The 26065-nt window shown below is 64.7% G+C and carries 22 protein-coding genes and 1 pseudogene; 20 read left to right on the top strand and 3 right to left on the bottom strand.

Translation table 11 applies throughout. The annotated features are described in order from the left end of the window. Window positions 1–66: 66 nt before the first annotated feature. The gene (locus AC1D1G_RS06775) at window positions 67–3342 is read left to right on the top strand and encodes a protein kinase domain-containing protein (RefSeq protein WP_477951550.1); all 3276 of its coding nucleotides are present in this window, start codon (window positions 67–69) and stop codon (window positions 3340–3342) included. Window positions 3343–3787: 445 nt separating this feature from the next. On the opposite strand, the gene AC1D1G_RS06770 is transcribed toward AC1D1G_RS06775, so the two are convergent. Both AC1D1G_RS06770 and AC1D1G_RS06765 read right to left on the bottom strand, forming a co-directional pair. Beyond that, window positions 3788–5119: an MFS transporter gene (locus tag AC1D1G_RS06770; protein WP_477951581.1), complete on the bottom strand. Its 1332-nt coding sequence runs from the start codon at window positions 5117–5119 to the stop codon at window positions 3788–3790. A 237-nt stretch (window positions 5120–5356) separates the two neighbouring features. Beyond that, entirely contained in the window at window positions 5357–6298 is a 942-nt protein-coding gene (locus AC1D1G_RS06765; RefSeq protein ID WP_095869821.1) for an NAD(P)H-binding protein, read from the bottom strand. A gap of 288 nt (window positions 6299–6586) precedes the next feature. On the opposite strand from AC1D1G_RS06765, the gene AC1D1G_RS06760 reads away from it, so the two are divergent. From AC1D1G_RS06760 to AC1D1G_RS06725, 8 genes are all read left to right on the top strand, one after another. Next, window positions 6587–7786, top strand: coding sequence for an acyl-CoA dehydrogenase family protein (locus AC1D1G_RS06760; protein WP_095869822.1), 1200 nt, complete (start codon window positions 6587–6589; stop codon window positions 7784–7786). Window position 7787: 1 nt separating this feature from the next. Next, the gene (locus AC1D1G_RS06755; RefSeq protein WP_095869823.1) at window positions 7788–8324 is read left to right on the top strand and encodes a flavin reductase family protein; all 537 of its coding nucleotides are present in this window, start codon (window positions 7788–7790) and stop codon (window positions 8322–8324) included. Further along, window positions 8321–8605 (top strand): antibiotic biosynthesis monooxygenase family protein, encoded by a 285-nt coding sequence (locus tag AC1D1G_RS06750; RefSeq protein ID WP_095869824.1) that lies wholly within the window; start codon window positions 8321–8323, stop codon window positions 8603–8605. Before AC1D1G_RS06755 ends, AC1D1G_RS06750 begins: the two co-directional genes overlap by 4 nt. A 185-nt stretch (window positions 8606–8790) precedes the next feature. Further along, on the top strand, window positions 8791–8982 hold the full coding sequence (locus tag AC1D1G_RS06745; protein WP_095869825.1) for a ferredoxin: 192 nt from the start codon (window positions 8791–8793) through the stop codon (window positions 8980–8982). Further along, window positions 8979–10175, top strand: coding sequence for a cytochrome P450 (locus tag AC1D1G_RS06740; protein ID WP_095869826.1), 1197 nt, complete (start codon window positions 8979–8981; stop codon window positions 10173–10175). The genes AC1D1G_RS06745 and AC1D1G_RS06740 overlap by 4 nt, the downstream gene beginning before the upstream one ends. Continuing rightward, window positions 10172–11563 carry an MmgE/PrpD family protein gene (locus tag AC1D1G_RS06735; protein WP_133987367.1) on the top strand — a complete coding sequence of 464 codons (1392 nt, stop codon included), beginning with the start codon at window positions 10172–10174 and terminating at the stop codon, window positions 11561–11563. Before AC1D1G_RS06740 ends, AC1D1G_RS06735 begins: the two co-directional genes overlap by 4 nt. Beyond that, on the top strand, window positions 11560–12372 hold the full coding sequence (locus AC1D1G_RS06730; protein ID WP_095869828.1) for an HTD2 family dehydratase: 813 nt from the start codon (window positions 11560–11562) through the stop codon (window positions 12370–12372). The genes AC1D1G_RS06735 and AC1D1G_RS06730 overlap by 4 nt, the downstream gene beginning before the upstream one ends. A gap of 5 nt (window positions 12373–12377) precedes the next feature. After that, window positions 12378–13592 carry an NAD(P)/FAD-dependent oxidoreductase gene (locus tag AC1D1G_RS06725; protein WP_133987365.1) on the top strand — a complete coding sequence of 405 codons (1215 nt, stop codon included), beginning with the start codon at window positions 12378–12380 and terminating at the stop codon, window positions 13590–13592. Here AC1D1G_RS06725 and AC1D1G_RS06720 read toward each other — a convergent pair. Then, entirely contained in the window at window positions 13556–14515 is a 960-nt protein-coding gene (locus AC1D1G_RS06720; RefSeq protein WP_095869829.1) for a LysR family transcriptional regulator, read from the bottom strand. The two genes, AC1D1G_RS06725 and AC1D1G_RS06720, sit on opposite strands and share 37 nt — an antisense overlap. A 115-nt stretch (window positions 14516–14630) precedes the next feature. Between AC1D1G_RS06720 and AC1D1G_RS06715 the strand changes: the two genes are divergently transcribed. From AC1D1G_RS06715 to AC1D1G_RS06665, 11 genes and pseudogenes are all read left to right on the top strand, one after another. Next, window positions 14631–15839: an FAD-dependent oxidoreductase gene (locus tag AC1D1G_RS06715; RefSeq protein WP_095869830.1), complete on the top strand. Its 1209-nt coding sequence runs from the start codon at window positions 14631–14633 to the stop codon at window positions 15837–15839. Window positions 15840–15882: 43 nt separating this feature from the next. After that, a complete protein-coding gene (locus AC1D1G_RS06710) occupies window positions 15883–17046 on the top strand; it encodes a CaiB/BaiF CoA transferase family protein (protein ID WP_095869831.1) in 1164 nt (387 codons plus the stop codon). Window positions 17047–17048: 2 nt separating this feature from the next. Further along, window positions 17049–17903, top strand: a complete 855-nt coding sequence (locus AC1D1G_RS06705; protein WP_241031741.1) for an HpcH/HpaI aldolase/citrate lyase family protein — start codon at window positions 17049–17051, stop codon at window positions 17901–17903. A gap of 414 nt (window positions 17904–18317) precedes the next feature. Further along, window positions 18318–19793, top strand: a pseudogene (locus AC1D1G_RS06700) (aldehyde dehydrogenase); the annotation flags it as partial. Next, window positions 19785–20210, top strand: coding sequence for a nuclear transport factor 2 family protein (locus AC1D1G_RS06695; protein ID WP_240960383.1), 426 nt, complete (start codon window positions 19785–19787; stop codon window positions 20208–20210). The pseudogene AC1D1G_RS06700 and the gene AC1D1G_RS06695, both read left to right, overlap by 9 nt. A 67-nt stretch (window positions 20211–20277) precedes the next feature. Beyond that, a complete protein-coding gene (locus AC1D1G_RS06690; RefSeq protein WP_095869833.1) occupies window positions 20278–21297 on the top strand; it encodes a fumarylacetoacetate hydrolase family protein in 1020 nt (339 codons plus the stop codon). 2 nt (window positions 21298–21299) lie between these two features. Further along, on the top strand, window positions 21300–22505 hold the full coding sequence (locus tag AC1D1G_RS06685) for a VOC family protein (RefSeq protein WP_095869834.1): 1206 nt from the start codon (window positions 21300–21302) through the stop codon (window positions 22503–22505). 51 nt (window positions 22506–22556) lie between these two features. After that, on the top strand, window positions 22557–23354 hold the full coding sequence (locus tag AC1D1G_RS06680; protein WP_095869835.1) for an SDR family NAD(P)-dependent oxidoreductase: 798 nt from the start codon (window positions 22557–22559) through the stop codon (window positions 23352–23354). After that, window positions 23351–24070: an alpha/beta fold hydrolase gene (locus AC1D1G_RS06675; protein ID WP_241031739.1), complete on the top strand. Its 720-nt coding sequence runs from the start codon at window positions 23351–23353 to the stop codon at window positions 24068–24070. Before AC1D1G_RS06680 ends, AC1D1G_RS06675 begins: the two co-directional genes overlap by 4 nt. Next, the gene (locus AC1D1G_RS06670) at window positions 24067–25140 is read left to right on the top strand and encodes a maleylacetate reductase (protein WP_095869836.1); all 1074 of its coding nucleotides are present in this window, start codon (window positions 24067–24069) and stop codon (window positions 25138–25140) included. The genes AC1D1G_RS06675 and AC1D1G_RS06670 overlap by 4 nt, the downstream gene beginning before the upstream one ends. Next, complete coding sequence (locus AC1D1G_RS06665; RefSeq protein ID WP_477951549.1) at window positions 25137–26060, top strand: dioxygenase family protein; 924 nt, start codon at window positions 25137–25139, stop codon at window positions 26058–26060. The genes AC1D1G_RS06670 and AC1D1G_RS06665 overlap by 4 nt, the downstream gene beginning before the upstream one ends. Window positions 26061–26065 lie beyond the last annotated feature (5 nt).

Here is a 26065-nt window from a genome sequence, read left to right as displayed (position 1 = left end):
TCGTCGAGAGGTGAGCAATGTGGCGTTCGTTGGCCGTGCCTCGAGCGGGATGAATCGATGTAATCGATGACTGATGTCGATCCGTTCGCGACGCAGCGCGACGTGGCCGGTTCGGTCACGGCGGAGCTGGCTGCTGCCGGATTCGAGGACGCCCAAGAGATCGGCAGCGGAGGGTTCGGCGTCGTCTACCGCTGCACGCAGGCTGCGCTCGACCGCACCGTAGCGGTGAAGGTCCTCACCGTGGACCTCGACGAGGAGAATCAGGCACGGTTCCTGCGCGAACAGCGCGCGGCAGGAAGGTTGACCGGACACCCCAATATCGTCAACGTTCTCCACGCCGGTGTGACCGACAACGGTCGCCCCTTCATAGTGATGCCGTACTACCCCCAGGATTCTCTCGATGCGCAAATCCGACGTCGCGGACCGCTTCCACTGGACGAAGCGCTGCGGCTCGGAGTGAAAGTAGCGGGCGCCCTGGAGACCGCGCACCAACTGGGAATCCTTCATCGCGATGTCAAGCCCGGGAACATCCTGTTCACCGACTACGGTGAGCCGGCGCTGGCAGATTTTGGGATCGCCCACATCTCTGGCGGGTTCGAGACCACTGCGGGCATTGTGACGGGTTCACCGGCGTTCACCGCCCCCGAGGTCGTGGCCGGCCAACCAGCTAGTCCGGCCGCCGACGTCTACGGTCTCGGTGCGACACTGTTCGCCGCGATGACCGGGCACGCAGCGTTCGAGCGCCGGAGCGGAGAGCAATTGGTCGCCCAGTTTCTCAGGATCACCACAGAACCCGTCCCGGATCCCTGCGAGCACGGCGTTCCGCACGATGTCGGTGCGATTATTGAAGTTGCCATGTCCGCAGACCCGGGGCGTCGTCCGTCCGTCGCGGAACTGGGTCAGCTCGAGACTTCCCAGCTTCACCACGGGTTCGCGGTCGACAAAATGGCCCTGCGCACCGAAACGGGAGTGACACAAGAACATGAAAGTAGCCCGCCGATACGCACACATTTACCCGCGGCAACAGATACGTTAGCCGGACGCCGGGGGTCCCCCACAGGTCGTCTGCCCCTGGAGTTGACCAGCTTCGTTGACCGCCGCACCGAACTAGCAGAGGCGAAGAACGCGCTGTCGACCTCGCGACTGGTGACGTTGACTGGGATCGGTGGGGTCGGCAAGACCCGGCTGGCGTTGCGGGTCGCCACCAAACTGCAGCCCGATTTCCCTGACGGTGCGTGCCTGGTCGAGCTAGGTGAGCTTCGTGACGAGTCACTGTTGGTGGGCATGGTGGCGAGTGCGTTGGGACTACGCGACCAGTCGACGAAACCAATACACGAGGTACTCGTCGACTTCCTCGTCCCCCGCAAACTGCTACTGATACTGGACAACTGCGAGCAGATTGTGGATGCGGTGGCCGAGCTCACCGAAACCCTGCTACGCAGCTGCCCCGAGCTTCGGATCCTCGCGACCAGCCGTGAAGCACTCGACATCGGCGGGGAAGTGGCGCAGCTGATCCCGCCGCTGCCTGTACCGGATCCCGATCACCTGCCCAGAGGGCTGCCCCGCAATGACGCGGTAACGTTGTTCGCCGAACGGGGAGCCGCCGCCGTCCCGGGGTTCGCAGTCACCGAGGCCAACAAGGTCACCATTGCCCGGATCTGCCGGCGCCTGGACGGGTTGCCCCTAGCGATCGAATTGGCTGCGGCCCGGATGCGGGTGATGACGCCCGAGCAGATCGAGCAGCGGCTGACGGACCGTCTCGCGTTGCTAACGCGCGGCAGCCGGAACTTACCTTCACGGCAGCAGGCGTTACGGATGTGCATCGACTGGAGCCACGGATTGTGTATGCCGGTCGAGCAACGGGTGTGGGCTCAGCTGTCAGTGTTCGCCGGCAGCTTCGAAATTGATGCTGCAGAACAGGTGTGCGGCGGTACCCTGACATCGGAGGCGCTACTCGATACCGTGACCGGCCTGGTCGACAAGTCGATTGTGACCCGGGTGGAGTCGGGCGACACGGTACGGTTCCGGATGCTCGATACCGTGCGCGACTACGGCCGCGAAAAGGCGCACGAGACCGGTCAATATCCCGAACTCTCCCGCCGACACCGAGATTGGTACGAGCAGTTGGTGATCAAAGCTGAAGGTGACTGGATCAGTCCCCGACAACTCGCGTGGATCAACAGACTCGCGCTGGAGCAGCCGAATCTGCGAGAGGCGCTTGAATTTTCGGCGTCCGGTAGTCCCGAAGCCGGAATTCGCATCGCAGCCGCGCTCTACCACTACTGGTATACCCGGGGGTTGTTCAGCGAGGGGCGGCGCTGGCTCGAGCGCCTCCTCGCCTGTCAGACCGGCGCACTTACCCGAGACAGGGCCAAGGCGTTCTTTGCGTGCAGCCTCCTGGCCGGCGTGCAGGGCGATCTTCGCGCCCAGGCCGCCTTGGTAGAGGAGTGTCGCACTCTCGCCAGCCAGACGACCGACCCGATGCTACACGCTCACCTCGATCTGGCCGCGGGGGCCTTAGCACTGTTCAGTGGAGATCTTCCCGGCACACGCTCGCATTTCGAGAATGCCATCGAGGCGGAAGCCACACAGGGAGACCTCACCTTCCAAGTCATTGCTCTCGGCCCCCTTGGAACGACTTACGCACTACTGGGCGATACGGAGCGGGCCATCGAATGCTACGAGCGCCTCCTCGCGATCACCGAGTCGCGGGGAGAATTCGTGTATCGGTCGTATGCAATGTGGGCGTTGGCTGTTGCGGTTTGGCGGCACAATGACCGCGCGCGAGCGGTACGGCTACTCGAGCAGGCACTGCAACTCGGTCGGAAAGTTAAAGACTGGTTGAGCACCAGCTGGTGTCTGCAAGCGCTGGCATGGATCGCAGCCGAGGAACACAACCCCCGCCGTGCGGCCGTATTGTTGGGAGCCGCAGAGCAGCTGAGCCGATCGGTGGGAAGTCCAACAGTGGTGGTATCCGCCCTGGTGGTCTACCAGGAGGAGTGCGAAAAGCAGACCCGCCAGGCGATGAGCGGGCAGGCGTTCGCCACGGCCCACGAGCGCGGTGGGGCACTCGGTTTCGACGCTGCCGTCGCCTACGCGCTGGGCGAGCAGGTTCCGCCGACATCGATATCCGCTCCTAGTTCGACGAAACTGACGAAGCGGGAACATGAGGTCGCCGAATTGGTCGCCGAAGGGTTGACCAACAAGGAAATCGCTGCTCGCCTTGTCATCTCGCCACGCACCGCGCAGGGGCATGTCGAACACATCCTGACCAAGCTGGGGTTCGGCTCACGCGCACAGATCGCGGCATGGGTCGTCGAACCGCACAATAGGCCCTCCTGAACCACCGACCGACACTGGACTGCTGAATGTCGGCCTGGCGTACAGACAAGATCGACGATGCCGCGGTCGAACGGGCTTGTCGCGTAGCACAGATGAATCGGCTACAACACCGCACGTCCTCCTGTGTCAAGCCCCTAGATCGGAATCCGCGGTGTTATTGGGGTTGGTGGCACCAATTACCTCACTGGCTCTCTCGGCACCGAGTACATAACGTACGGGCACTAGAGTCTGGTCCTGGATTGTTGGTCGTGCTCGGGCATGTGGTGACATGGGGATACGCGCATTCGAATCGCGGCATCCGGTTCCCACTTCCACGCTCGTATGAGGAGGAGCGGCACGTGACTGCGATAGTGCTCGCGGGACCGGGTAGCGCCAGACAAACGCGAAGGGCACGCTCTCGGCCGACTGCGGAGTGCCTGCCCTTCGTCCGTATGTGTCGCGTAGGTCAGTGCTGGTATGTCGCCAGGTCTCGGTCCTTGCTCTCCTTCGTCAGGACAATGAACACTGAACTGACCACGGCGAGCGCGATCATGTAAGCCGCCACCAGGCCTGTGCTGCCGTCCGTAGCAGCCTGCAACGACACGAGGATTACGGGGGTGAAACCCGCGCCGAGGAGCGTGGCTGCCTGGTAGCCGAGAGAGGCACCCGTGTACCGAGCGGATGTGCCGAACTGTTCGGCGATGTACGCAGCCATCGGCCCGAAAGTCGCCGACTGGAACACGCTGAAGCCCAACACGAAAGCGAGTGCTACCAGTACCACGTTCCCGGAGGACAGCATGGACAGGATGGGGACGACGAACACCGCGAACCCGGCGAGGCCGGCCAACATGACCGGCCGACGGCCGATTCTGTCCGAGAGGCGCGCGAATCCCAGCAGTGCGAAGATGGCGATGAATTGGCAGATCGCGAAACCGATGAGGACGTCCGACCGTGTGGCACCCGACCTCGTGGCATAGCCGATGGCGAATGTCGCAAACATGATCTGTATCGCGACGCTGGCCATGCATCCCCCGGCCACGAGGACGACGTTCTTCGGACGGCGCAGGATGCTCATGAGCGGCGGCGTGACCGGGACAGTGGCGGAATCGCGCTCTGTGCGCCGCGCCAAAGCCTCTTTAAAGACTGGGCTCTCCGAAACTCGACTTCTGATGAAGAGACCGAGCGCGAGGAGGACAGCGGAGAGTAGGAACGGGATGCGCCAGCCCCACAGGAGGAAGTCCTCCTCGGGCAGCACGGCCACGATCGCGAGTGCGATGGTGCCCAGCAAGGAACCGGTGGGTGCTCCCGCGTTGGTGAATGCCGCGGCGAATCCGCGTCCGCGTCCACCGACGTGTTCCAGCGACATCAGTGTGGCGCCGCCCCACTCGCCTCCGATGGCGATGCCTTGGCTCACGCGTAGCAGGACGAGAATGATCGCGGCCCAAGAGCCGATGGCTGACGCAGGAGGAACGAGCCCGATCAGGAACGACGCGCTGCCCATCACCGTCATCGAGACGAGCAACATGGACTTTCGGCCATATCGGTCCCCGAAGTGACCGAAAATTATGCCGCCGAGCGGGCGCGCGAGGTATCCGGCGGCGAACGTCCCCAGGGATGCGATGGTGCCGGCTACAGGCGTGAGATCGGAGAAGAAGACGGGCGCGAACACGATCGCCGCAGCAGTCGCGTAAAGCAGGAAGTCGTAGTACTCGATGGTGCTGCCGAGGTAACTCGACAGCACCACTCGTCGAATCTCCTTCTTCTTCGTGTCGGCGTCGGTGACGAGCGGCGGGTCCATGCTGGGAGTTGGTCGTAGTGGGGTCGGATCGACGGGTGAGCTCATGGTGCCTTCCTTGTGGGGAGTTCGAGGGCGCGCGCTGCTGCGTAGTGATCGCTCGAACCGGAGGCAACGGCGGCGGGAGACAGTCGCGGGCCGCGGTGCGCCGGCCGCCCCCGCCCGGCTCGGATGCTGCCGCCGGGCGAGCCGAAGGTGACGGACATCTGGTGAGAGAAAGTGGTGCCGAGACCCGTGTTTTCAGGAGATGGCGGCGTCGATCTTGTCGTAGCGGACCTCACGCACCCGCTCCATTACGGAACGGAGCGGCTCTGGGGCACGCCCGGTGATTTGCTTTACGTGATGGCTCAGAAGAGCCTGGTAGCCCTGTGCGACAGCCACTTCGGCGGAGACAAGTTCGTCGCTGGCCCATAGGTGCCCGTCCGGGCTAGGGGGCATGTTCGGATCGTAGGTGCGGGGAATCCCGATCGAGTCGAAGAATGCCAGCCGGTCGCGTTCGGTGATCGGTTGATACTCGATCGGTGTCGAGTGGATCTGCGCGCCGAGGGCTGCGATCTGATGAAAGTCCAGCAATTCCGGGCCTGTGATTTCGTAGACCGCGCCGACGTGGCGGGCGGGGTCCATGAGACAGGCGGCAGCGCTACGCGCGACGTCGCCCTTCGCAACGGGAGCCAGAAGCCCATCCCCGGTTGCCTGGGCCAAGATTCCTGACGGCACGGCGGGTGCCACCAGGATGTTGCTGACGATCTCCGCGTAGAGGGCGTTCCGCAGAATGGTGTACTTGAGCCCCGACGCGCGGAGATCCAACTCCGTCTGATGGTGGTCGATAGCGGACAGCGCAGGATTGCCCGGCTGCACACCGCCGACCGAGGTATAGACGATGTGACCGACGCCTGCCTTTTGAGCTGCTTCGATCGCGCCGCGATGCTCGGAAATTCGACGTCCGAGGTTGAGGCCGCTGATGAGGAAGAGTGTGTCGCCGCCTACGTAGGCTTCCTGGACAGAGGCTGGGTGCTGGTAGTCGCTATGCCGGATCTGCACAGTGTCGGAAGCGAGGCCAGCCAGTTTCTCCGGTGTGCGGGTGGTGAGGATCAGCTCCCGGTGCGGATCGGCTGCGAGCAATAGGCCCGTTACCCTCCGGCCTAGGTCACCCGATGCTCCGCTGATGATAATTCGACTCATGTGCACTCCTCGTATGCACGGCCCTGATCCGCTGGGCCGCCTTCGCTCAAACTGGTTGTGATGCAAGCTACATCGGACCACCGTCTGTGGCGTGGGTCCACATCCAAAATTGTCGTCGTTGTCATGCGCGGTGAGTATCGACCGCAGCCGATGTGTTTGGCGTATGAGGTCCGCAAACTTTGTGCCATTGCGACGAGGCGGTCGGCATCACATGCTGGTGTGGTCCGACGTGATCGCAGTCACTAGCAGCAGCCTGATCGCGTCCTACCGAGTGAAGAGAGACATAACATGGCACAGCTCGCCAGCACGGAACTGCCGGATCGCGACAAGATCCAGGTCTCGGATGCCGACCTCGTCGCCCGGGCTGCGGCCCTCGTCCCGCTCATCCGCGAGTACGCGGAACAGGGAACCAAGGACCGCCACATCGCACCCGAGGTGATCGACGCAATCTCGGAGGCGGGCTTGTTCCATCTCATGGTTCCCACGCGCTGGGGAGGCCAGGGAGCGTCGTTCAAGACTGCGGTCGACGTGACCGCCGAAATCGCCCGCGGTGACGGCTCGACCGGTTGGGTCACCGCACTCATGATGGTGGCGACCGGCTTCGCTAGCACGTTCTCCATGCAGGCGCAGGAAGATGTGTTCGGGGTGAACCCGAACGCGAGGATCTGCGGGATCTTCTCCCCGGGTGACCGCAGCGAGCCCGTCGAAGGGGGCTACCTGATGAGCGGCCGCTGGCCCTACGCCTCGGGCTCCTTCGCCGCCCAGTGGGCCAGCCTGACGATCACGCTGGAGGATGGTGAGCAGGGAATGGCGCTCGTCCCCGCAGAAGCCTTCACCATCGAACCGACGTGGTTCGTCGCCGGCATGCAGGGAACGGGTAGCGACACCGTTGTGGTCAAGGACCACTTTGTCCCGGAGTACCGCGTGCAGCGAGTGAAAGACATGTTCGCGTCGAACTTCCGCTCTCCGTTCACCGAGGAGCGGACGGCATCGATGCCCTTCAACGCCGTTGCCGCCGGCATTCTGGTTGCGCCGCAGATCGGACTGGGACGTCACGCCCTCGAGTTGACACGCGCGAAGCTTCCGCTGAAGCCGGTCGCGTACACGGCCTACCGCCAAGCCAAGGAGTCGCCTACCCACCAGATCGGTGTCGCGAAGGCGGCCACCAAGCTGCGCCTTGCCGAGATGTTGATGGCTGGCATGTGCTCTGACATCGACACCGCCGCCGAAAGCCACCAGCTGCCCAACTTGGAGGTGCTCGCGCGCATCCGCAACGACACAGGCGTGGTGGCGGAGCTGGTCAAAGAAGAGATCGACTACCTCCTCACCGCGAACGGTGCCGGCTCGTTCGCCGACGTCAACGTGCTCGGACGGGTGTGGCGCGACAGCGAGACCGCGGCCCGGCACGCACTCGTGACACCCGAGATCGGGCGCGAAGCGTACGGACGTCAGCTCCTCGGAAACGATGATCCGACCATCGGATTGTGAGATGACGATGACCTCCGCCGTCGAAGGGAAGGTGTCCGATGTGCTGAGCCCAGCCGATTACAGACGGGTCATGAGTCACGTCCCAACCAGCGTCTCGATCATCACCGCGATGACCGACGCGGGACCCACCGGAATGACGGTGGGTACCTTCACCTCCGTCTCGCTCGACCCGCCGTTGGTCGCGTTCTACGTGGACCAGGGTTCCACGACCTGGCCGGTGCTGGCTGAAGCCGAGTACTTCGGAATCAACATCTTGAGGTCGGGATGCGGAGATGTGTGTCGGGCGTTCTCGCGACGTGGGCAGGATCGCTTCGCCGGTGTGGTGTGGCAGCCCTCAGATCGGGGAGTGCCCCTCCTTGAGGACGCGATCGTCACCGTGGAGTGCTCGCCGCACCGCGTCGACCGCATCGGTGACCACCTGCAGGTAGTGGGTGAAGTCGAGGATCTCATTCAGCAGGGAATCGACGAGCCGTTGATTTTCCTGCGGGGCGGTTTCGTCGACATGTCGGCAATTGCCGGCCGGTCGGTGGAGGCGTGATCTCCGAGCACCTCGAGATCCAGCTCCGTCCGGGAGCCGGCGGCGATCTCGAGGCAGCTTTCGACGAGATCCGGTCGCTGCTTCTGGCAGCGCCGGGATGCTCGGAGGCAACCTTGTCTCGGAGCGTGGATCGGGACGAGACGTATCTCCTTCGCGCTTTGTGGAACCGCGTGGAGGATCACACCGAGTTGTTCGCCGCGTCCGCTGCCGGAACGCGCGTCCGCGAGTTGATTCAGCCGCTGTGCGCTGCCGTACCACGGGTCACGCACTACGAGCACTGACTCCGCCGCGCCGTCGGGGCGGTCTCGCGTGGCGCCCTGGCATACGCAAAAGCTATGACCGGTCCGCCATATTGATATTTGTCGGATAGCTCATCCGGGTCAAGAATGTGGTGTACGACATACCGACCGCTCCTGCAGCTCAGGCGCAACGGTCGCAGCCATCCCAATCACGAAGGATTCTCGCGATGATCGAGGTCAAAGTAGATTTCGCGCGGTGTGACGCGAACGGCACCTGTGCCGCCCTCATGCCCGATGTGTTCCAGATCGCCGACAACGGCCTACTCGAGCAGGTCGCGACGACCGTGCCGGCCGACCGGGACCAGGATCTCGACGAAGTTATCCTCTGCTGCCCGATGGGGGCGATCTCGCGCGCATGAGCACACTTCACGCTTTCGACCCGTTTGCACCCGACTCGCCCAGCCACACCGGTGGTTCCGCGGACGGCGCGTCGCTCGTACAGGGCGACTACGGATACGCCGTTCTCGACTTCGACCTCGCGACCAAGGTTCTTCGGGACACCCGTTTCATCAATGCCGCCCTGACGTTGATGGAACAGTTCGGCATCACCGACGGGCCCGTCCATGACTTCCGTGCCAAGAGTCTGATCATGGCCGAAGGCCCCCGACACATGCGGCTCCGAACCCCGTTGGCGCGCTTCATGGGTCCCACCACGGTCGAAGACATCCGCGCGGTCCTGCGCGGCATCCTCGAAGACATCGATCCGGGAAAGGACGCCGCCGGACCTGTCGATTTCCACGCGGCCGTCGACCAGAAGATCCCCGCGAGGGTGTACTGCCACTTGGCGGGCGCGCCGGCCGAGGACGCCCCTGTCGTGGCCAGTCTGTCTGCGCGGACACTTGCTCTACTGCAAAGGGATCCGAGTCTTACCGAGTCAATACTCAAGGCCTACGACGAATTGTTCGATTACCTTGGCGACCTGATCGCGCGCAAGCGGCAGGCCGGACTCGGTGACGACATGCTGTCTTTCCTCATTCGTCAGGAGGCCGAAGGAAAACTGACCTCCGAGGAACTGCTCAGCGAAGCGACGGCGATGCTCGAAGCCAGCTCCGTGAACACGGCACACCAGACCGGTCTCGTGGTATGGACGCTGCTCCGTGACAGGGCGGCATGGGCCAGGCTCGTCGAGGATCAGTCGCTGATCCCGGCCGCCGTCGTCGAGGCCTGCAGGTTGTACCCCCGCCCCGGCATCGTCAGCAAGATCGCGTCGGTCGACATCGAGCTCGACGGCACGGTCATTCCCGCCGGGTCCGACGTGCACGTCGCCGTCTGGTCGGCGAACCGCGATCCAGAGCGTTTCGCGCAGCCCAACGCGTTCGACCTCGATCGAGAGCGAAACCAGCCGTTGACGTTCAGCACCGGTCTGCACGGATGCCTGGGTCAGAGCCTGGCGAAGGTCGAGATGGAAGAAGTGGTGCGCTACCTTTTGAACCACTACCCCCATGCCAGAGTCGTGGAGAACGGAACCGACATCGGACACGCCGGCGGCAGGTGGCTGGTCGGATCTCTGGCCGTGGACCTCAATCCCTCAACGACGGCGACGACATCGTGACGAGCGACTCCCCGTCGCTGACCGAGCGGCTCGCGACGTTCTGGGCTCGAACAGGCTACGACGATCTGCCGAAAGACGTCGTCGACGGAATCAAGGACCACATCCTCGATACCTTGGCCGTCGCCCTGGTCGGCACGACAACTCCCGAAGTGAGCGGTGTCGTCGACGCGCTGTCACGCTTCTCGGCCGGCGATGCCGGCAGCCTGGTGTGGGGGACCGGCACACGCCTCACCCCGGCGCACGCAGCCCTGGTCAATGGAACTTCCGCGCACGCCAGAGATTTCGACGACGGAGGCGGGCCCGGTCACGCGGGGTCGACCGTACTGCCCGCGGCGCTCGCGGTGGCCGAAAAAGCAGGGAGTACCGGTCGGCAGGTCATCGCCGCCACGGTCGCCGGTTACGACATCGGGTATCGAACCCTGCAAGCGGTCGGCGGATTCGCAGCACACACAGACCGAGGATGGCATTCGAGCGGCACGATGGGCAGCTTCGCCGCGGCGGCAGCGGCAGCGAAATGCCTCGACGCGGATAAGAATGCCTTCGCCGATGCACTGGGAATCGCCGGATCGTTCACCGGTGGGGTGTGGGCATTCATCGACGACGGTGCCTTGACCAAGCGTCTGCACCCGGGCAAAGCGGGTGAGACGGGTGTCGACGCCGCCGTGCTGGCGACCGGGGGAATCACCGGCCCCCGGCGAATATTCGAAGCGAAGTGGGGCGGCCTCTACGCTGTTATCGCCGGCGGCACCGGCCATACCGATCGGGCGCTGACTGGACTGGGGACGGACTTCAACGTCGCCTCGTCGTACCTCAAGCCCTACGCGTGCTGCCGCGGTTGCCATTCGGCCGTCGACGTGATGAAGGACCTCGTGACGAATCGGGGCCTGACGCCGGAAAACGTTCGCTCCATAGTGATCACTGCAGGTACGACCGCGGTGAACATGCTGTCGGTGTACCCGATCGACACCGTGTTCGACGCCCAATTCAGCCTTCCCTACGCGGTGAGCCTCGCGCTGTGCGCAAGCGCCCTGGGACTCGATGACTACGACCCACCACGGCTGAACGATCCGCGGATCGCCGCGACTTTCGCCAAGGTCTCCATGCGCGTCGACGACGCCATCGAGATCGAGGACGGACCCCGGTTGGACATCGAGTTGACCAACGGCGAAACCCTCGTCGTCGAGGCCGGGAACCCGACGTATGCACGTGGGTCCGCTCAGAACCCGATGACACACGACGAGGTCGTCGCGAAGGCAACGCTCTTGCTCGAACCTCTCGGAGGCGACATCGCCTCCCGGTTGGTGGCCGCCGTCGAGGCACTCGACGACGCACCCAACCTGTCCGAACTGCTGTCCGTTCTCGCCGCCGAAAGGGTGCCGACCCCATGACTTCCCCAGACAAGATCGCACGCACGGAGGTCATCTCGGCCGAACCGGTTGAGGCGATGGCTGCGCTGCTGGACATCGATGTTCCTCATGCGATCGGTGACACGGTGCCACCGATCTGGCATTGGCTCCACCTGCTTCCCCGCGACGCTGAGAGCGACCTCGGTGAGGATGGCCACCCCGTTGTCGGTATCCCCGCGCCTCCCGGCGGTGGACGCCGCCGGATGTTCGGTGGTGGCCGCGTCACCGCCTTCGGCAGTCTACGTATCGGCGAGCCCGCCACGAAGGTGACGTCCATTGCCAAGTCCGTGGACAAGGTGGGACGCACCGGCGCCCTGACGCTCGTCACGGTTCTGCAGGAGATCACGCAGGGCGGTGAACTGATCATCCGCGAGGAGCAGGACATCGTCTACCGCGAGGGAGGGTCGACCCCGCTTCCCACGCCTGCTCCGTCGTCGGCCCAGGTGAACGGCCCCACGCTGTCCCTCGCTGTCGACGAGAAACTGTTGTTCCGTTTCTCGGCACTGACTTACAACACGCACCGCATTCACTACGATCTCGATTGGTGCCGCCGAGAGGGATACGACGGCCTGGTGATCCATGGGCCGTTGCTAGCCTTCATGATGGCCGAGCACATGCGTCGACAGGACATCTCGTTGCAGGGCAAAACATTCGGATACCGTTTGGTGTCGCCGATGACCCGCCCGCAGACCTTCACCGTGGTTCCGCACGTCGACGGCCTGGAACGCGGTGCCGAAGCACACAGCGCCGCCGGTGTCGTGTGCGCCACCAGTACGGTGACGGGGAGCTGATCGCTATGTCCACCACAACGGACGTCCTCATCGTCGGAGGATCGGTCGCCGCTATCCGCGCGGCCGAGACCGTTACCCGGCATGCGCCCGACCTCGGCGTCACCATCGTCAGCGACGAAGCGCATCCCCCATACGAGCGTCCTCCGCTCTCGAAGATCGGGCTCGGCGACGACCTGGATCTCGCGGCGTTGACGTATCCGTCCGTGGCGGATCTGCGCGCACGGGGGGTCGAGTTCGCTCTGAACACCCGTGCCACCGCACTGGACGTGGCGGGTCGCCGCGTCGTCACGTCGAACGGCGAGGTCGAGTATGGAGCCGTCGTCATCACCACCGGGTGCGATCCCATCTTCCCGGAGATGTTCCGCGGGCTGCCGGACGTGTTCGCGCTCAGGCGATTCCAGGATGCACAAGCTTTGCGTGCCGCGGTGTCCGATCACACCAAGTCAGTCGCTGTGATCGGAGCCGGATTCATCGGCGGCGAGTTCGCGGCGACGTTGGTCAAGGACGGCCGCGATGTCACGATCGTCGACCTCGCGGAGAAACCCCTCGGGCGCTTCGGCGACCAGGTTGCGGCGGCTTATGCAGCCCTGCACCGTGAGTCGGGAGTGACACTGCGCCTAGGTGACGCGGTCGTCGGCGTCGAGGACAGTTCGGATGGCCGCGTGCTCCGTCTCGCCGGGGGTGACACCGTACCCGCGGACGTCATCCTCGTCGGTATCGGCGTGCGCCCGTCGACCGAATGGCTGGAGAATTCCGGAATAACCCTGAACAACGGTGTGGAGTGCGACGCGCACTTGCGCGCAGCGGATCGTGTGTACGCGGCCGGTGACCTCGTGCGCTGGCCGAACGGTCGGTTCGGTACCTCGATGCGCGTCGAGCACTGGACCAACGCTGCGGAGCAGGGGCGTGTCGCGGGAACGAATGCTGCCAATACGGTGTCCGGGCTGCCGCCCGTGGAATGCGTCACCGTTCCGTACTTCTGGTCGGATCAACACGGTGTCCGCATCCAGTTCTCAGGGTTTCTGACCGGTGCCGAGGAGATCGTCGAGAGTAAGGAACCGGGCGGTTCGCTGTTCGTGTACAAGCTCGGCGACACCGTGACCGGAGTGTTGGCATTCGAACGTCGCGCGGAATTCGTCAGGATTCGGGCGATGCTGCGACGCGAAACCCGCTGGGACACAGTTCAGGGAATGCTACCCGTCGGGTCCTCGCTCGTCTGATCCGGGCTGGTGGGGTCGTGGTTATCGAGGTTCCGGATAATGTCGCCGAACCGTTCGGCGACGGGGGTGATGACGCCGTCTCGGCGGCTCACCACGCCGAGCGGAAGGTCCGGCCATCCCTCTTCGACGGCAACTTTCGCCACGCCGGGATGCTGTTCGGCCAGCTCGCGACTCAGAACGGACACCCCGACACCGGCAGTAACGAGACTGGCGGCCGTTTCGACGGTAGGCACGGATATCACCGACGCCGGGCTGCCTCCTGCTGTTGCGAACCGGTCGTCCAGCAGCCGGGACAAGCTCCGTGCGCCCGGTAACCGCGACGGAAGGACCCACCGTTCGTGTCGGAGGTCGGACAGGTGCACTCGGTCCTGCGTCGCGAGCCACGATGAGCGCGGCACGACGAGAGTCAGCGACGAGTGGGCGATGATCGTCATGGAGAACGCGACATCGTTGATCGTCGGCAGCGGCTCCTCGGCGAGAACGGGCACGACAGCGAGGTCGAGATACCCGGTAGCCAGGTTCTCCAGCAGCACTTGGGGATTGGCATCGGTGAGCTCCAGTGTGATGCGCGGGTGTTCGGCGAGGAAGACCGCAACTGCGGCACTGACGACCCGCCACATCCCGATCGGCTCCGCGCCGATCCGAAGATCGCCCTCGAGGCCCTGCCCCATTGACCGAAGCGCGGAGGTGATTCTCTGTTCTTCGGCGACGAGCCGCCGGCCGGCGCTTTGCAGATAGCGGCCCGCATCGGTCAGGGCGATACCGCGAGGGTGCCGGTCCAGCAGGCGAACGTCGAGCTCGGCCTCCAGCTTCGTCATCGCGCTGCTGAGAGGCGGTTGCGAGAGGTGCAGAATGCGCGCCGCCTCGGTGATGGACCCCGCATCCGCGACGGCCAGAAAGTATTTGACGCTCCGGATGTCCATGCGCCAAGTGTATGGCAACGGTGCTGCAATGGTATTGGCCTTACGGGGCCGAGTAAAGGATCGTGAACATCGGAGCGACAGCCCAGAGTTGTCGTGAACGCAGTACGGAGGAATCGTGCAAGAAGACCAGCAGGTAACAATCGTCGGAGCCGGGCCGACCGGTTTGCTGACCGCGCTGGGTTTGGCCCAGCACGGAATCAGTGTATCGGTGGTCGAGCGTGCGCCCGCGTTGCAGGACACACCGCGAGCGATCGTCTACCACTGGTCGACGCTGGACGGTCTGTCACGGCTCGGCCTGTTGGAGAAGGCATGTGGGGCGGGCTTCCTCAAGCAGGACTATGCATATCGGGTTCGAGACACCGGGGAGATCATCTCCTACGGGCTTGCTGCCCTGAACGGCAAGGTCGAACGACCGTACAACCTGCATCTGGGGCAGGGTGCGCTCGCCAAAGTCATCCTCGAGGAGCTCGACACGTTCGCCAACGCGCGGGTGCTGTGGGACCACGAGGTCACCGGCATCGATCAGGACGAGTCGGGCGTGACCGTCTCCGTGCGCGGCGTGGACGGCGACACGGTTCTCCGGTCGCAGTGGCTGGTCGGAGCGGACGGTGCGAGCTCGGCCGTTCGACGCACGTTAGACCTGGGCTTCGAAGGTATGACGTGGCCGGAGCGCTTCGTGGCGACGAACGTCCGCTTCCCGGACGACCGCGACGGCTGGGCCCAGTCGACGTTCTACGTCGACGATGTCTACGGGGCAATCATCGCGAAGATCGACGAGTCCGGCGATCACGGGATGTGGCGCTACACCTATATGGAGGATGCCTCGCTTCCGGCCGATTCCATCGACGAACGCATGCCGCGGTTCCTGTCCGCCGTGTTCGGACCCGAAGTGGCCGCCCGGACCGAGGTGGTCGCGGCATCGCCGTATCGGATGCACCAGCGTTCCGCGTCGTCGTTTCGAGCCGGCAGGGTGCTTCTTGCCGGCGACGCCGCGCATGCGACCAATCCCACAGGCGGACTGGGGCTGACCATGGGCTTGTTCGATTCCTACGCGCTCATCGAGGGCCTCGGGGCAGTGGCGCAGCACCGCGCCGACGACGAGGTGTTGACCGCGTACGCGGACCAGCGTCGGGCCGCGTTCGTGGACAAGGCGAGTCCGCGCGCATCGTCGAACAAGAAGCTGCTCTTCCACTCGTCGGATCCCGTCACGCGCGACCAGGACCTCGAGATGTTCCGGCGCATGTCTCGCGACCCAGAATTCGCCGCAGAAGTTCTGTACTTCACCAAGACCCTCGAAAGTCCGTCTCTGCTCTCGTCCGTGTAGGACGCGCCGCCTCGGACGCCACTCGAAACGAAAGAACTGCAACATGAATCCTCTTGATGGACTCACGATCGTGTCGTTGGAGCAGGCCGTCGCCGCTCCCTTCGCCACACGACAATTGGCCGACCTCGGCGCGCGCGTCATCAAAATCGAACGACCGGTCGTCGGTGATTTCGCGCGAGGCTACGACGAGACCGTCAACGGCCTCGCCAGTCATTTCGTGTGGTTGAACCGGTCCAAAGAGTCCGTGGCCCTGGATCTGAAGAGTGCGGAGGGCCGAGAAGCGGTGCAGGCTTTGGTCGACCGGGCCGAYGTTTTTGTTCAGAACCTCGCCCCCGGGGCGGCGGATCGGCTGGGGTTGGGCGCCGAGGAGCTCCGTGCTCGGAATCCGCGGTTGATCCACGTGTCCATTTCGGGTTACGGAACGGGTGGGCCGTACTCGTCGAAGAAGGCGTACGACCTGCTCGTCCAGTGCGAAGCTGGCCTGGTATCCATCACCGGTACCGAGGACGAACCGTCCAAGGTCGGTATCTCCATCGCCGACATCGCGTCGGGAATGTACGCGTATTCGGGTGTGCTCACCGCCGTGATTAAACGGGAGCGCACCGGCGAGGGCGCCACGATCGAGGTGTCGATGCTCGAAGCGTTGTCGGAGTGGATGGGCTTTCCGCTGAACTACGCGATATACGGGGGCGCGTCCCCCTCCCGCACCGGAGCCCGGCACGCGGCGATTGCTCCATACGGTCCCTTCACGTGCGGCGACGGCAACCAGGTCTTCCTCGGCATCCAGAACGAACGGGAATGGGCGACGTTCTGCACCTTCCTCGGATCGCCGGAGCTGGCGCGAGACGAGCGCTTCGTGCGCAACTCCCTGCGTGTCGAGCACAACGCGGAGTTGCGCGCCGTTATCGAGGGGGTCTTCCAAGCCTTCACGGCCGAGCGGGTGGCCGAGCTACTGGAAGTGTCGGGTATCGCCAACGCTCTGCTGCGCACCATGGACGGTCTCGCGGAGCATCCGCAGCTCGAAGCGCGGGGCAGGTGGCGCACCTACCAGTCGCCGGTCGGGGAGTTGCGCGCCCTGATTCCACCCGTCACCATGTCCGATTCGACCCCCGTCATGGGTCCGATCCCGGACGTTGGGCAGCACACCGAGGCGATTCTGGCGGAGTTCGGGATCGCACCCGAATCCACGGTTCCGGCGGGGTTCTGACCGTGTCGACAAGTGTCTCCGCGCTCGCGGAGACCACGGCGCGAGTGCAGGAGGCCACGACGTTTCTGTTCGTTCCCGGGAACCGCAGCGACCGGTTCGACAAGGCGCTCGCCACCGGGGCGGACGTCATAGTCCTCGATCTCGAGGACTCGGTGGCACGAGGAGACAAGGCCACAGCGCGAACCGAGGTCGTGCGGTGGTTGTCCGAGGGCGGACGCGCATGCGTGCGCGTGAACTCGGTGGGCGACCCCGAGCACATCGGCGACGTGGATGCACTGTCGGATCTGCCGGGACTCACCGCTGTCATGGTCCCCAAGGCGGACGATTCCGTCCGGTATCTCGATCTCCGCCAGCGACTCCGGTGCCCCGTCATCGCGCTGATCGAATCCGCGGTCGGTGTGGACCGGTCGGGAGTGATTGCCGCCGACCCGGGCGTTGCACGGCTGGCGTTCGGCCATCTGGACTACGCCGTGGATCTCGGCGCGGAACCAACGCGTATCGCGATGCTCCACGCTCGGTCACAGCTGGTGCTCGCGTCACGAGTGGCGAACAAGCCGGGACCGGTGGACGGGGTGACGACGGCACTGAACGACGGTGCGGTTCTCGCCGACGACGTCCGCTATGCCATCGAACTGGGCATGGCCGGCAAGCTGCTGATCCACCCGTCGCAAGTAGAGCCGAGCCGTACGGCTTTCCACCCCAGCGACATCGCCGTCGCTCACGCACGGAAGATCGTCGACGCCGCTGCGTCGGGTGCGGCGGTGCGTGTGGACGGCTTCATGGTCGACGCGCCGGTGTTGGCCCGCGCCCACGCGGTTCTGCGCGCTGCGGGCGCCCCGACCCCCCACGTCGACTGAGACGATGCTGGTCGGTACGACGCCGGTCAGTACGACATAGACAGGATTTGGTCGCGGTCGTACCGGAGACGCGGATGCTGCTCGCGCAGATGGTGCTGAACCTCGTCGACCAGAAGGTCGTCGGTGCGCCCTTCCATGAGCTCCCCGCACGGACATTGCACGTAGCGTCTTCTCTCACCCGTCATGTCTCGACAATAACCGGCGGTCAGGTCTCGGTGTGTCCTCCCATATCGCTCAACCAGCGACAATGCGTCCAGAGTATGAGGACGGGGAACATCCTGGCATTGCGATGACGGGCACGTCAGCACAGGATCGACAGTGATCGGGATCTCGCCGGTGCAGGCGACAAGCCGGCCGTATGCGCCCGCCGACACCGAAGTTCGGGATCACGCGACCTCGCAGCAAGGAGAACTTATGTCCGTCACCGTCGACCGGCCGAGCAGCCTCGACCGCACCCGCTTCTTCATCGACGGCACCTGGATCGACCCGGTGCGCACAGAACTCCGGGACCAGATCGAGGCTGCCACCGGCGAGCGCATCGGGGTGGCCGCGCTCGGGAGCGAGGCCGACATCGACGCAGCCGTTCGCGCCGCCCGTCGGGCCCTGGACGAGGGCCCATGGGGCCGAACCACGGCTGCCGAGCGCGCCACCGTGCTTCGTGCTTTCGCTGACGCCCTCGACGCCCGAGCGGTTGACACGGCAACGCTCGTCAGCCGCGAAAACGGGATGATTCTCGGGCTGTCGCAGGCACTGAACGGCGGAGCCCCGGGGGCTCTGCTGCGCATGTACGCGGACATCGTCGAGAACCTGCCGCTCGAATCGGTCCGCCCGAGCCAGGCGGGATCGACCATCGTCCGCCGCGTGCCAGTGGGCGTCGTCGGTGCGATCGCTCCGTGGAACTTCCCGCAGGCCCTGGCGATGTTCAAGATTGCGCCGGCGCTGGCCGCCGGGTGCACCGTTGTTCTCAAACCGTCCCCCGAGACTGCGCTGGACTCATATGTATTCGCCGATGCAGCGCAGGAGGCGGGCCTGCCGCCCGGTGTCCTCAACATCGTCCTCGGCGACCGCGACGCCGGCGCGGCGCTCGTCTCACACCCTCTGGTCGACAAAATCGCGTTCACCGGCTCGACCGAAGCAGGGCGCATCATCGGTCAGGAGTGCGGTCGGCTGCTTCGCCGTTCCACTCTGGAACTGGGCGGAAAGTCCGCGGCCATCGTCCTCGAGGACGCCAACCTCGAGACCTTCCTCGCGGGCTTGGACAACGCATCGTTCCTGAACAACAGCCAGACCTGCACGACGCAGTCACGCATCCTCATCGCACGCTCGCGCTACGACGAAGTGGTGGATGCCGTCGCGAACTTCGCCGACTCGTACACACTGGGCGACCCGCTGGACCCGTCGGTAACCATGGGACCCATGGCGACCCCCACCCACCGAGACAAGGTGCTCGGCTACATAGACATCGCGAAGAACTCGAACGCACGCCTGGTGACGGGCGGTGGTCGGCCCGACGGTCTCGATCAAGGATGGTTCGTCCAGCCCACGGTATTCGCCGATGTCGACAACTCCGACCGTCTGGCGCGCGAAGAGGTATTCGGTCCGGTCATGGCTCTGATCCCGTTCGAAGGAGACGACGAAGCGGTCCGAATGGCGAACGACAGCAACTACGGCCTCGGTGGATCCGTATGGAGCGTTGACGAGGATCGCGCCCTCGGAGTGGCTCGTCAGGTCCGCACGGGCACGATCGGCCTGAACTACTACACCCTTGATCTCGGCGCACCCTTCGGAGGATTCAAGGACTCCGGCCTCGGACGAGAACTCGGCCCCGAGGGCCTCGATCCCTACCTCGAGTACCAGTCCGTGTACGCCTCGACGCGGTACCTGGAGTCGACCACGTCGGCCGGAGCTGCCCGGAACGCAACGGCATCCAGCCCCGCCGAGGTCGTCGCCGCGTACTTCGCCGGTGTCGCCGCCGGCGACGCCGCCGCGGTGGCGGACCTGTTCGCCCCGGATGCCCTGTTGCATAACGCAGCGGGCACCCTCTCCGGCGCGGAAGCTATCGGACGCATGTACGAAGGTGGCTTGAAGGCAGGGAAGATGATCCCCTCGCCCAGGACACCCGTCGTCGACGGGGAGAACGTGTCAGTGGAGATCGACCTGAACGCCAACGGCTCGCAGATCGTACTGGGAGATTTCTTCACCGTTCGAGACGGCAAGATCACTCGGCTCGCGATCTACAGTCTGACCCCGGACGGCGGGCGCCTGCTCAACGACGTGGGTGTCGATCCGTCCAGCCGCACGCCGTAATCGGTGGCAGTGACCCCGGGTCTGTCAGCACCACCACACCAAGCATCAAACGATCACAGGGAGCATAATGAAGATCGCAGTCTTCGGTCCGAATCGACGAGTCGGCGTTGTCGTGGGCGATGACGTCGTCGACGTCAACGGTGCGTACGCCAAATATCTGACCGAGCGCACGGACAGCGTGCGTCCGGCGGCGCGAGCGGCGCACGAGGTGCCAGCCGAGCTGAATTCCTTCATCGAGCAGGGGGACGACGCACTCGCCGGTGCAAACACGGCGCTCGACTTCCTGTCGGAGGACAGCGACAAGACGGGCGTCGACGGCGAACAGCTCGTGTTCCCCCTGAACGCAGTCACGCTGCACGCGCCGATCGAAGGGCAGTCGCGAATCTTCGCCGCACTGGCCAACTTCGCCGACCACATGCAGGCCGCTGCCGACAACACCTCTAACGGGAGTGACAAGGCAACCCTCGACCGGCTGGTGTCCGGTGGTCCGAAGTACTTCATCAAGGACCCGCGAGTCGTCTCGGCCGACGGTGACGACCTGGCCTACCCGCGCCGGACCAACCTGCTCGACTACGAGGCGGAAGTGGCCGTCGTGATCGGTAAGCGTGCCAAGGACATCGCGGCCAACGACTTCGGTTCGTACATCTGGGGTTACACGCTGGTCAACGACTGGTCCATCAGGGATAACGTCTCGTTCGGACCGGACTTCCAGTACTCGAAGAACTTCGATGGCGCCGCAACGGTTGGTCCCTGGATCGTCGTCGACGAGAGCCTGGATCCGCAGGACATCCCGGTGGAAGCACGCATCAACGGCGAGGTTCGGCAGAGCGGGAACACCAAGTCGATGATCCATAGCTTCGCCTCGCTCGGGGAGTACCTGTCCAGGGATTCGACGCTGTTCCCCGGGGATCTGATCAGTGGGGGGACGCCCAAGGGGACGGCCGTCGATTCCAGCACCCGCGACGCCGAGGGGAAGTTCGCGGACGATTCGCTCTTCCTGAACCCGGGTGATGTTGTGGAGGTCAGCTCCACCGCACTGGGCTCCATCACCAACACGATCTCCGGATCGCGCGGCGGGAAGAAGTAGTCATGGCCGCGAAGAAATACTCGGTCGGTGGTGTCTCGTACGACCGACCATTCAAAATTCGTCGTCTCAACCATTTCGGCATCAGCGTCACTGACACCGGAACAGCCGTCGGCTTCTACCGTGATGTCCTCGGCTTCGTGGTCGCAGACATGCTCGATCTGCAGAAGTACGATCCCGGTGTGTGGTTGGACGGCCTGTCCGACACCAAGATCTACTTCCTGCGGCACAACAGCGACCACCACACGCTGGTGCTCATGCCCCGTTCGTGGGTGGACAAGAACGACAACCCTGCTCGGGACGACATCACGGTCAACCAGATCACCTGGCAGGCAGGATCGTTGCGTGAGGTGGTGCAGGCTAGGTTGTGGCTCGAGGAGCAGGGCTCCACGATCGAGCGGTACGGCCGCGACCCCGGTTCCAACTGGCACACCTACTTCCCAGACCCCACCGGTCACACCAACGAACTCGAGTACGGCATCGAGCAGGTGGGCTGGGACGGCGTCAGCAAGCCGGAAGTGATGTGGCCCTGGGCCAACGAACATCCCGCGCTTCCCACGAAGTCGGAGGCGAGCGAGCTCGAGGAAGCCGAGGAAAAGGGCATCGACCTCACCTCGGGGCACCGCTGGATCGACACGCTACCCAAGACCTACGACGTCGGCGGAGTGTTGCTCGCCCGTCCCTTCAAACCGGTCCGCATCGGTCCGGTCAGCATCTTCGTTGCCGATCTCGATGCGGCGGAACACTTCTATACCGAAACGCTCGGACTGGTGAAGAGCGAGGAGTCGACCGTCGAGGGTCACCGCGTGCTCTTTCTGCGCGCCAACACCGAACACCACAGCATCGCACTCTTCCCGCTCGAGGTCCGGAGTGCACTGGGATTGAGCGACAACACGACCCTGCTGTCCTTCGGCGTCCAGCTCGGTTCCTACGAGCAGTTGCGGGACGCGAAGACCTTCCTCGAAGAACGCGGCGTCAAGCTGATCGATCTGCCGCAGGAGATTCACCCGGGCATCGACTACGCCATCCACGCGGTCGCGCCGGACGGTCACGTGATGCAGCTCTACTACTACATGGAGCAGGTCGGGTGGGACGGCACAGTGCGCTCACCTGAGAGCCGACGCCGCGTCGAACCCGGAGTCTGGCCCGAGACGCTCGAACCCATGTCCGATACCTATGGCGGCGAAACGTTCTGGGGTCCGCTCGGGTGACCACGCATCCGACCATCACCATTCATCGTCATCACGAAGTGAGGAAAGTACGTGCCTGAGCACAACGCTGAGAGGCGAGTCGCGGCGGTCACCGGTGCAGCGCAGGGACTCGGCGCCGAAATCGCGCAGCAACTCGCCGAAGACGGATTCTCCGTCGTCCTCCTGGACATCCAGGAGGACGGGCTCGAGACATCGAAGAAGCAGATCGAGACCATCGTGTCCGGCGTCGAGGTGCTCACGCTAGCGGTCGATCTAACCGACGAGGTAGCCGTCGTCGCTGCGTTCGAGAAGATCGACCAGCGGTTCGACCGTCTCGACGCACTGGTCAACACCGCCGGAGGCAGCGGAACGGATCCGGTGCGCTCGCTCGACGACCTCGGCGCCGACGTCTGGCGGCGGGTGCTCGACAACAACGTAACCAGCGCCTTCCTCTGCAGCCGACAGGCAGTGCCACTCATGCTGCGACACGGCTACGGCCGGATCGTGAACTTCTCGTCCGCGGTCGCCAACGGCCTGGCAGGTCCCTCGGGCACCGTAGGTGCCCGGCTGCCGTACGCCGCATCGAAGGCTGCGATCAACGGCTTCACGAAGCAGCTGGCTAAAGACCTCGGCGCAACGGGCATCACCGTGAACGCGGTCTCGCCCGGTCTGGTTCTACCGACCGCCGGCCGGGTGCGGACCATCTTCGAGGCGCTGTCCGACGAGACGCAGGACGCGACACGCGCAGCTATTCCACTGGGCCGCACAGGAACCGGTACGGAGATCGCGGCCGCAGTCGGATACCTCGTGTCCGAACATGCCGGTTTCACGTCGGGATGCATCCTCGCGGTCGACGGAGCTGCATCATGAGCGACGTGCTCGACGTGCCCCTGGTATTCGTTCCGGCGCTGGGATCGGACGCTCGCTCGTGGCGGCCGGTAGCCGACATCCTCGGCGACAAGGTAACCAGCGTCGTGGTGCGCGGTCACGGCAGTTCGATCGAGGACATGGCCGACCGCGTACTCGAGCAGAGCCCGCAGGAATTCTTCCTCGTGGGAAACTCCATGGGTGGGTACGTCTCACTGGAGATCGCGCTCCGGAGAACGGGTCGCGTGCGAGGCCTGGTACTGCTCAACTCGTCCGCAATCGCTGCCGATTCCGATCGGCGCGCGAATTCCCAGCGCCTCGTCGAGAAAGTTCGAGCAGGGGAATTCGACGAAGCGGTGACAATGATTTCGAGCGCTGTCGCCCCGCAGCGGCCGGACGTCGCCGAAGCCGCGGCCACGATGGCGCGAGATCTCGGTGACGAGGTGTTCATCGCACAGCAGACGGCCGTGTCGAACCGACGCGACCGGCGCTCCGAAATCGCCACGCTCGACGTGCCCACACTCGTGATCGTGGGTGAACACGACGCGATCACCCCGCTCGCGCTCGGTTCCGAAGTCGTCGACTCGGTCCCGCATGCGGAACTGGTCGTCCTCCCCGGGGTCGGCCACCTCTCGACTCTCGAAGCGCCGGACGCCGTGGCTTCGCACCTGCTGTCCTGGCTGTCGCGCCAGGTCACTTCCGCGAGGACGGGGCTGTGATCGAGTTCGACCACACCACACTCGGGCAACGGGTGCTGTTCGCCCGCGGGCAAGCGGTCGACAACATCGTCTCGGCCGTGGGGGACCTGTCCGCGTCGCGCGTGCTGCTCGTCGCTGATTCGTTCGTGACGAGCCTCGCGGACGAGATGGCTCACCGGGTACCGGTCGTGGCTCGGATCGACGATGTCGTCCAGCACGTGCCGGTCGCGAACGGTCGCGCTGCTGTCGACCTCGCGCGTTTAGAGGCTGTCGACGCGGTCGTGTGCATCGGCGGCGGCTCGTCGACGGGGCTCGCCAAGTTCGTTGCCCGCGACACTGGGATCCCGATCGTTGCCGTCCCGACCACGTTCGCCGGCTCCGAAGCCACCGACGTGTGGGGACAGACGGACGGGGATCGCAAGACCACCGGATCCGATCCGAAAGTTCTGCCCCGAGTCGTGGTCTATGACGCGGCTCTCTTCGCCTCGCTGCCCGCCCGACTGGCGGTGGCGTCGGGGCTCAACGCCGTCGCCCATGCGGTGGACGCTTTCTGGGCGCCGCGTGCCGACCCGATCGACACGGCACTTGGCACCGAGGGCCTCCGTGCGCTCGTTCCCGGCTTGCGGGCTATGTCCGAAAACCCTGACAATCTTGACGCGCGAGAGGCCACGCTCTACGGGGCCTACCTCGCGGCCGTGGCGTTCGCCTCGGCGGGCAGCGCGCTGCATCACAAGATCTGCCACGTTCTGGGTGGTGCATTCGGGCTGTCACACGCCGACACGCATGCCGTGGTGCTGCCCTACGTGATGGACTTCAACGGCCCCGCCGCGCCCGATGCAGCGCGCCGAGTGTCGGACGCCCTCGGTGGCTCGTCGGCTGCACGCGGGCTCTACGACCTCCGCCGGGACCTGGGTGTCGTCGACTCTCTCTCACAGTTGGGTATGCCGGAGGACGGCATCGACACCGCCGCCGAGCGCATCATCGCGGCGGTTCCTGCCTCTAACCCGCGCCCGGTCGCGCTGGCCGATCTGCGCACTCTTCTCGCCGCCGCGTGGGCGGGCGACCCGATCGATGAGCAGGAGCGAGTATGACGATCGAGCAGGAGCGAGCGAACGCCGAGCTGAACCCGTCGACCGAGCAGGCCGCGCGTGAGCAGGCCGCGCGTGAGCAGGCACTGGTCGACACCGTCCTCGGCTCGTTCGGCGAATCGCCGAACGCCCGATTGAAAGAAGTCATGAAGGCGGTGGTTCGGCACGTGCATGCCGCAGCCCGCGAGGTCAGGCTCACCGAAGCCGAATGGAACACGATGATCGCGTTCCTCACCGAAACGGGCCAGACGTGTACGGACACCCGGCAGGAGTTCATTCTGCTGTCCGACGTACTCGGACTGTCCATGCAGGTGATCGGAATGAACAATCCATCGGTCGCGAACGCCACCGAGGCGACGGTGTTCGGCCCGTTCTTCGTGGAAGGTTCACCCCGAATCGAACTTGGACAGGACATGTCGTTCGGCGCGAAGGGGGAGCCGTGCTGGGTGACCGGCAGTGTCCGCGACGTTCACGGTAAACCCGTTCCCCGCGCGCGTATCGAGGTGTGGGAGGCGGATGAGGACGGGCAGTACGACGTGCAGTACGGCGACGACCGCGTCGCGGCACGTGCGCACCTTTTCGCCGACGACAGCGGGGAGTTTCGATTCTGGGGTATGACTCCAACTCCCTATCCGATTCCGCACGACGGTCCGGTGGGGCGGATGCTTTCGGCCGTAGGTCGTTCCCCCATGCGCGCGAGTCACCTGCATTTCATGGTGACTGCGCCTGGCTTACGGCGTTTGGTGACTCACATCTTCGTCGACGGTGACGAGATCGGCTGGAAGGATGCCGTGTTCGGCGTGAAGGAGTCGTTGATCAAGGCGTTCGAGCGTCACCCGTCGGGACCCACTCCCGACGGGCGCGTGGTGAACGGCTCGTGGAGCGACGTCACCTTCGACATCGTCCTCCCCCCCGGGACCTGATGGTA

Source organism: Rhodococcus sp. P3_B8 (assembly GCF_056402775.1).
Note: the sequence above shows the minus strand (reverse complement) of the source record. Positions and strands in the feature narration are given on the sequence as shown.

Coding starts and splice junctions, on each gene's coding strand:
- AC1D1G_RS06775 (WP_477951550.1), top strand. CDS start 67: ATGACTGATGTCGATCCGTTCGCGACGCAGCGCGACGTGGCCGGTTCG.
- AC1D1G_RS06770 (WP_477951581.1), bottom strand. CDS start 5,119: ATGGACCCGCCGCTCGTCACCGACGCCGACACGAAGAAGAAGGAGATT.
- AC1D1G_RS06765 (WP_095869821.1), bottom strand. CDS start 6,298: ATGAGTCGAATTATCATCAGCGGAGCATCGGGTGACCTAGGCCGGAGG.
- AC1D1G_RS06760 (WP_095869822.1), top strand. CDS start 6,587: ATGGCACAGCTCGCCAGCACGGAACTGCCGGATCGCGACAAGATCCAG.
- AC1D1G_RS06755 (WP_095869823.1), top strand. CDS start 7,788: ATGACGATGACCTCCGCCGTCGAAGGGAAGGTGTCCGATGTGCTGAGC.
- AC1D1G_RS06745 (WP_095869825.1), top strand. CDS start 8,791: ATGATCGAGGTCAAAGTAGATTTCGCGCGGTGTGACGCGAACGGCACC.
- AC1D1G_RS06740 (WP_095869826.1), top strand. CDS start 8,979: ATGAGCACACTTCACGCTTTCGACCCGTTTGCACCCGACTCGCCCAGC.
- AC1D1G_RS06730 (WP_095869828.1), top strand. CDS start 11,560: ATGACTTCCCCAGACAAGATCGCACGCACGGAGGTCATCTCGGCCGAA.
- AC1D1G_RS06725 (WP_133987365.1), top strand. CDS start 12,378: ATGTCCACCACAACGGACGTCCTCATCGTCGGAGGATCGGTCGCCGCT.
- AC1D1G_RS06720 (WP_095869829.1), bottom strand. CDS start 14,515: ATGGACATCCGGAGCGTCAAATACTTTCTGGCCGTCGCGGATGCGGGG.
- AC1D1G_RS06690 (WP_095869833.1), top strand. CDS start 20,278: ATGAAGATCGCAGTCTTCGGTCCGAATCGACGAGTCGGCGTTGTCGTG.
- AC1D1G_RS06685 (WP_095869834.1), top strand. CDS start 21,300: ATGGCCGCGAAGAAATACTCGGTCGGTGGTGTCTCGTACGACCGACCA.
- AC1D1G_RS06675 (WP_241031739.1), top strand. CDS start 23,351: ATGAGCGACGTGCTCGACGTGCCCCTGGTATTCGTTCCGGCGCTGGGA.
- AC1D1G_RS06665 (WP_477951549.1), top strand. CDS start 25,137: ATGACGATCGAGCAGGAGCGAGCGAACGCCGAGCTGAACCCGTCGACC.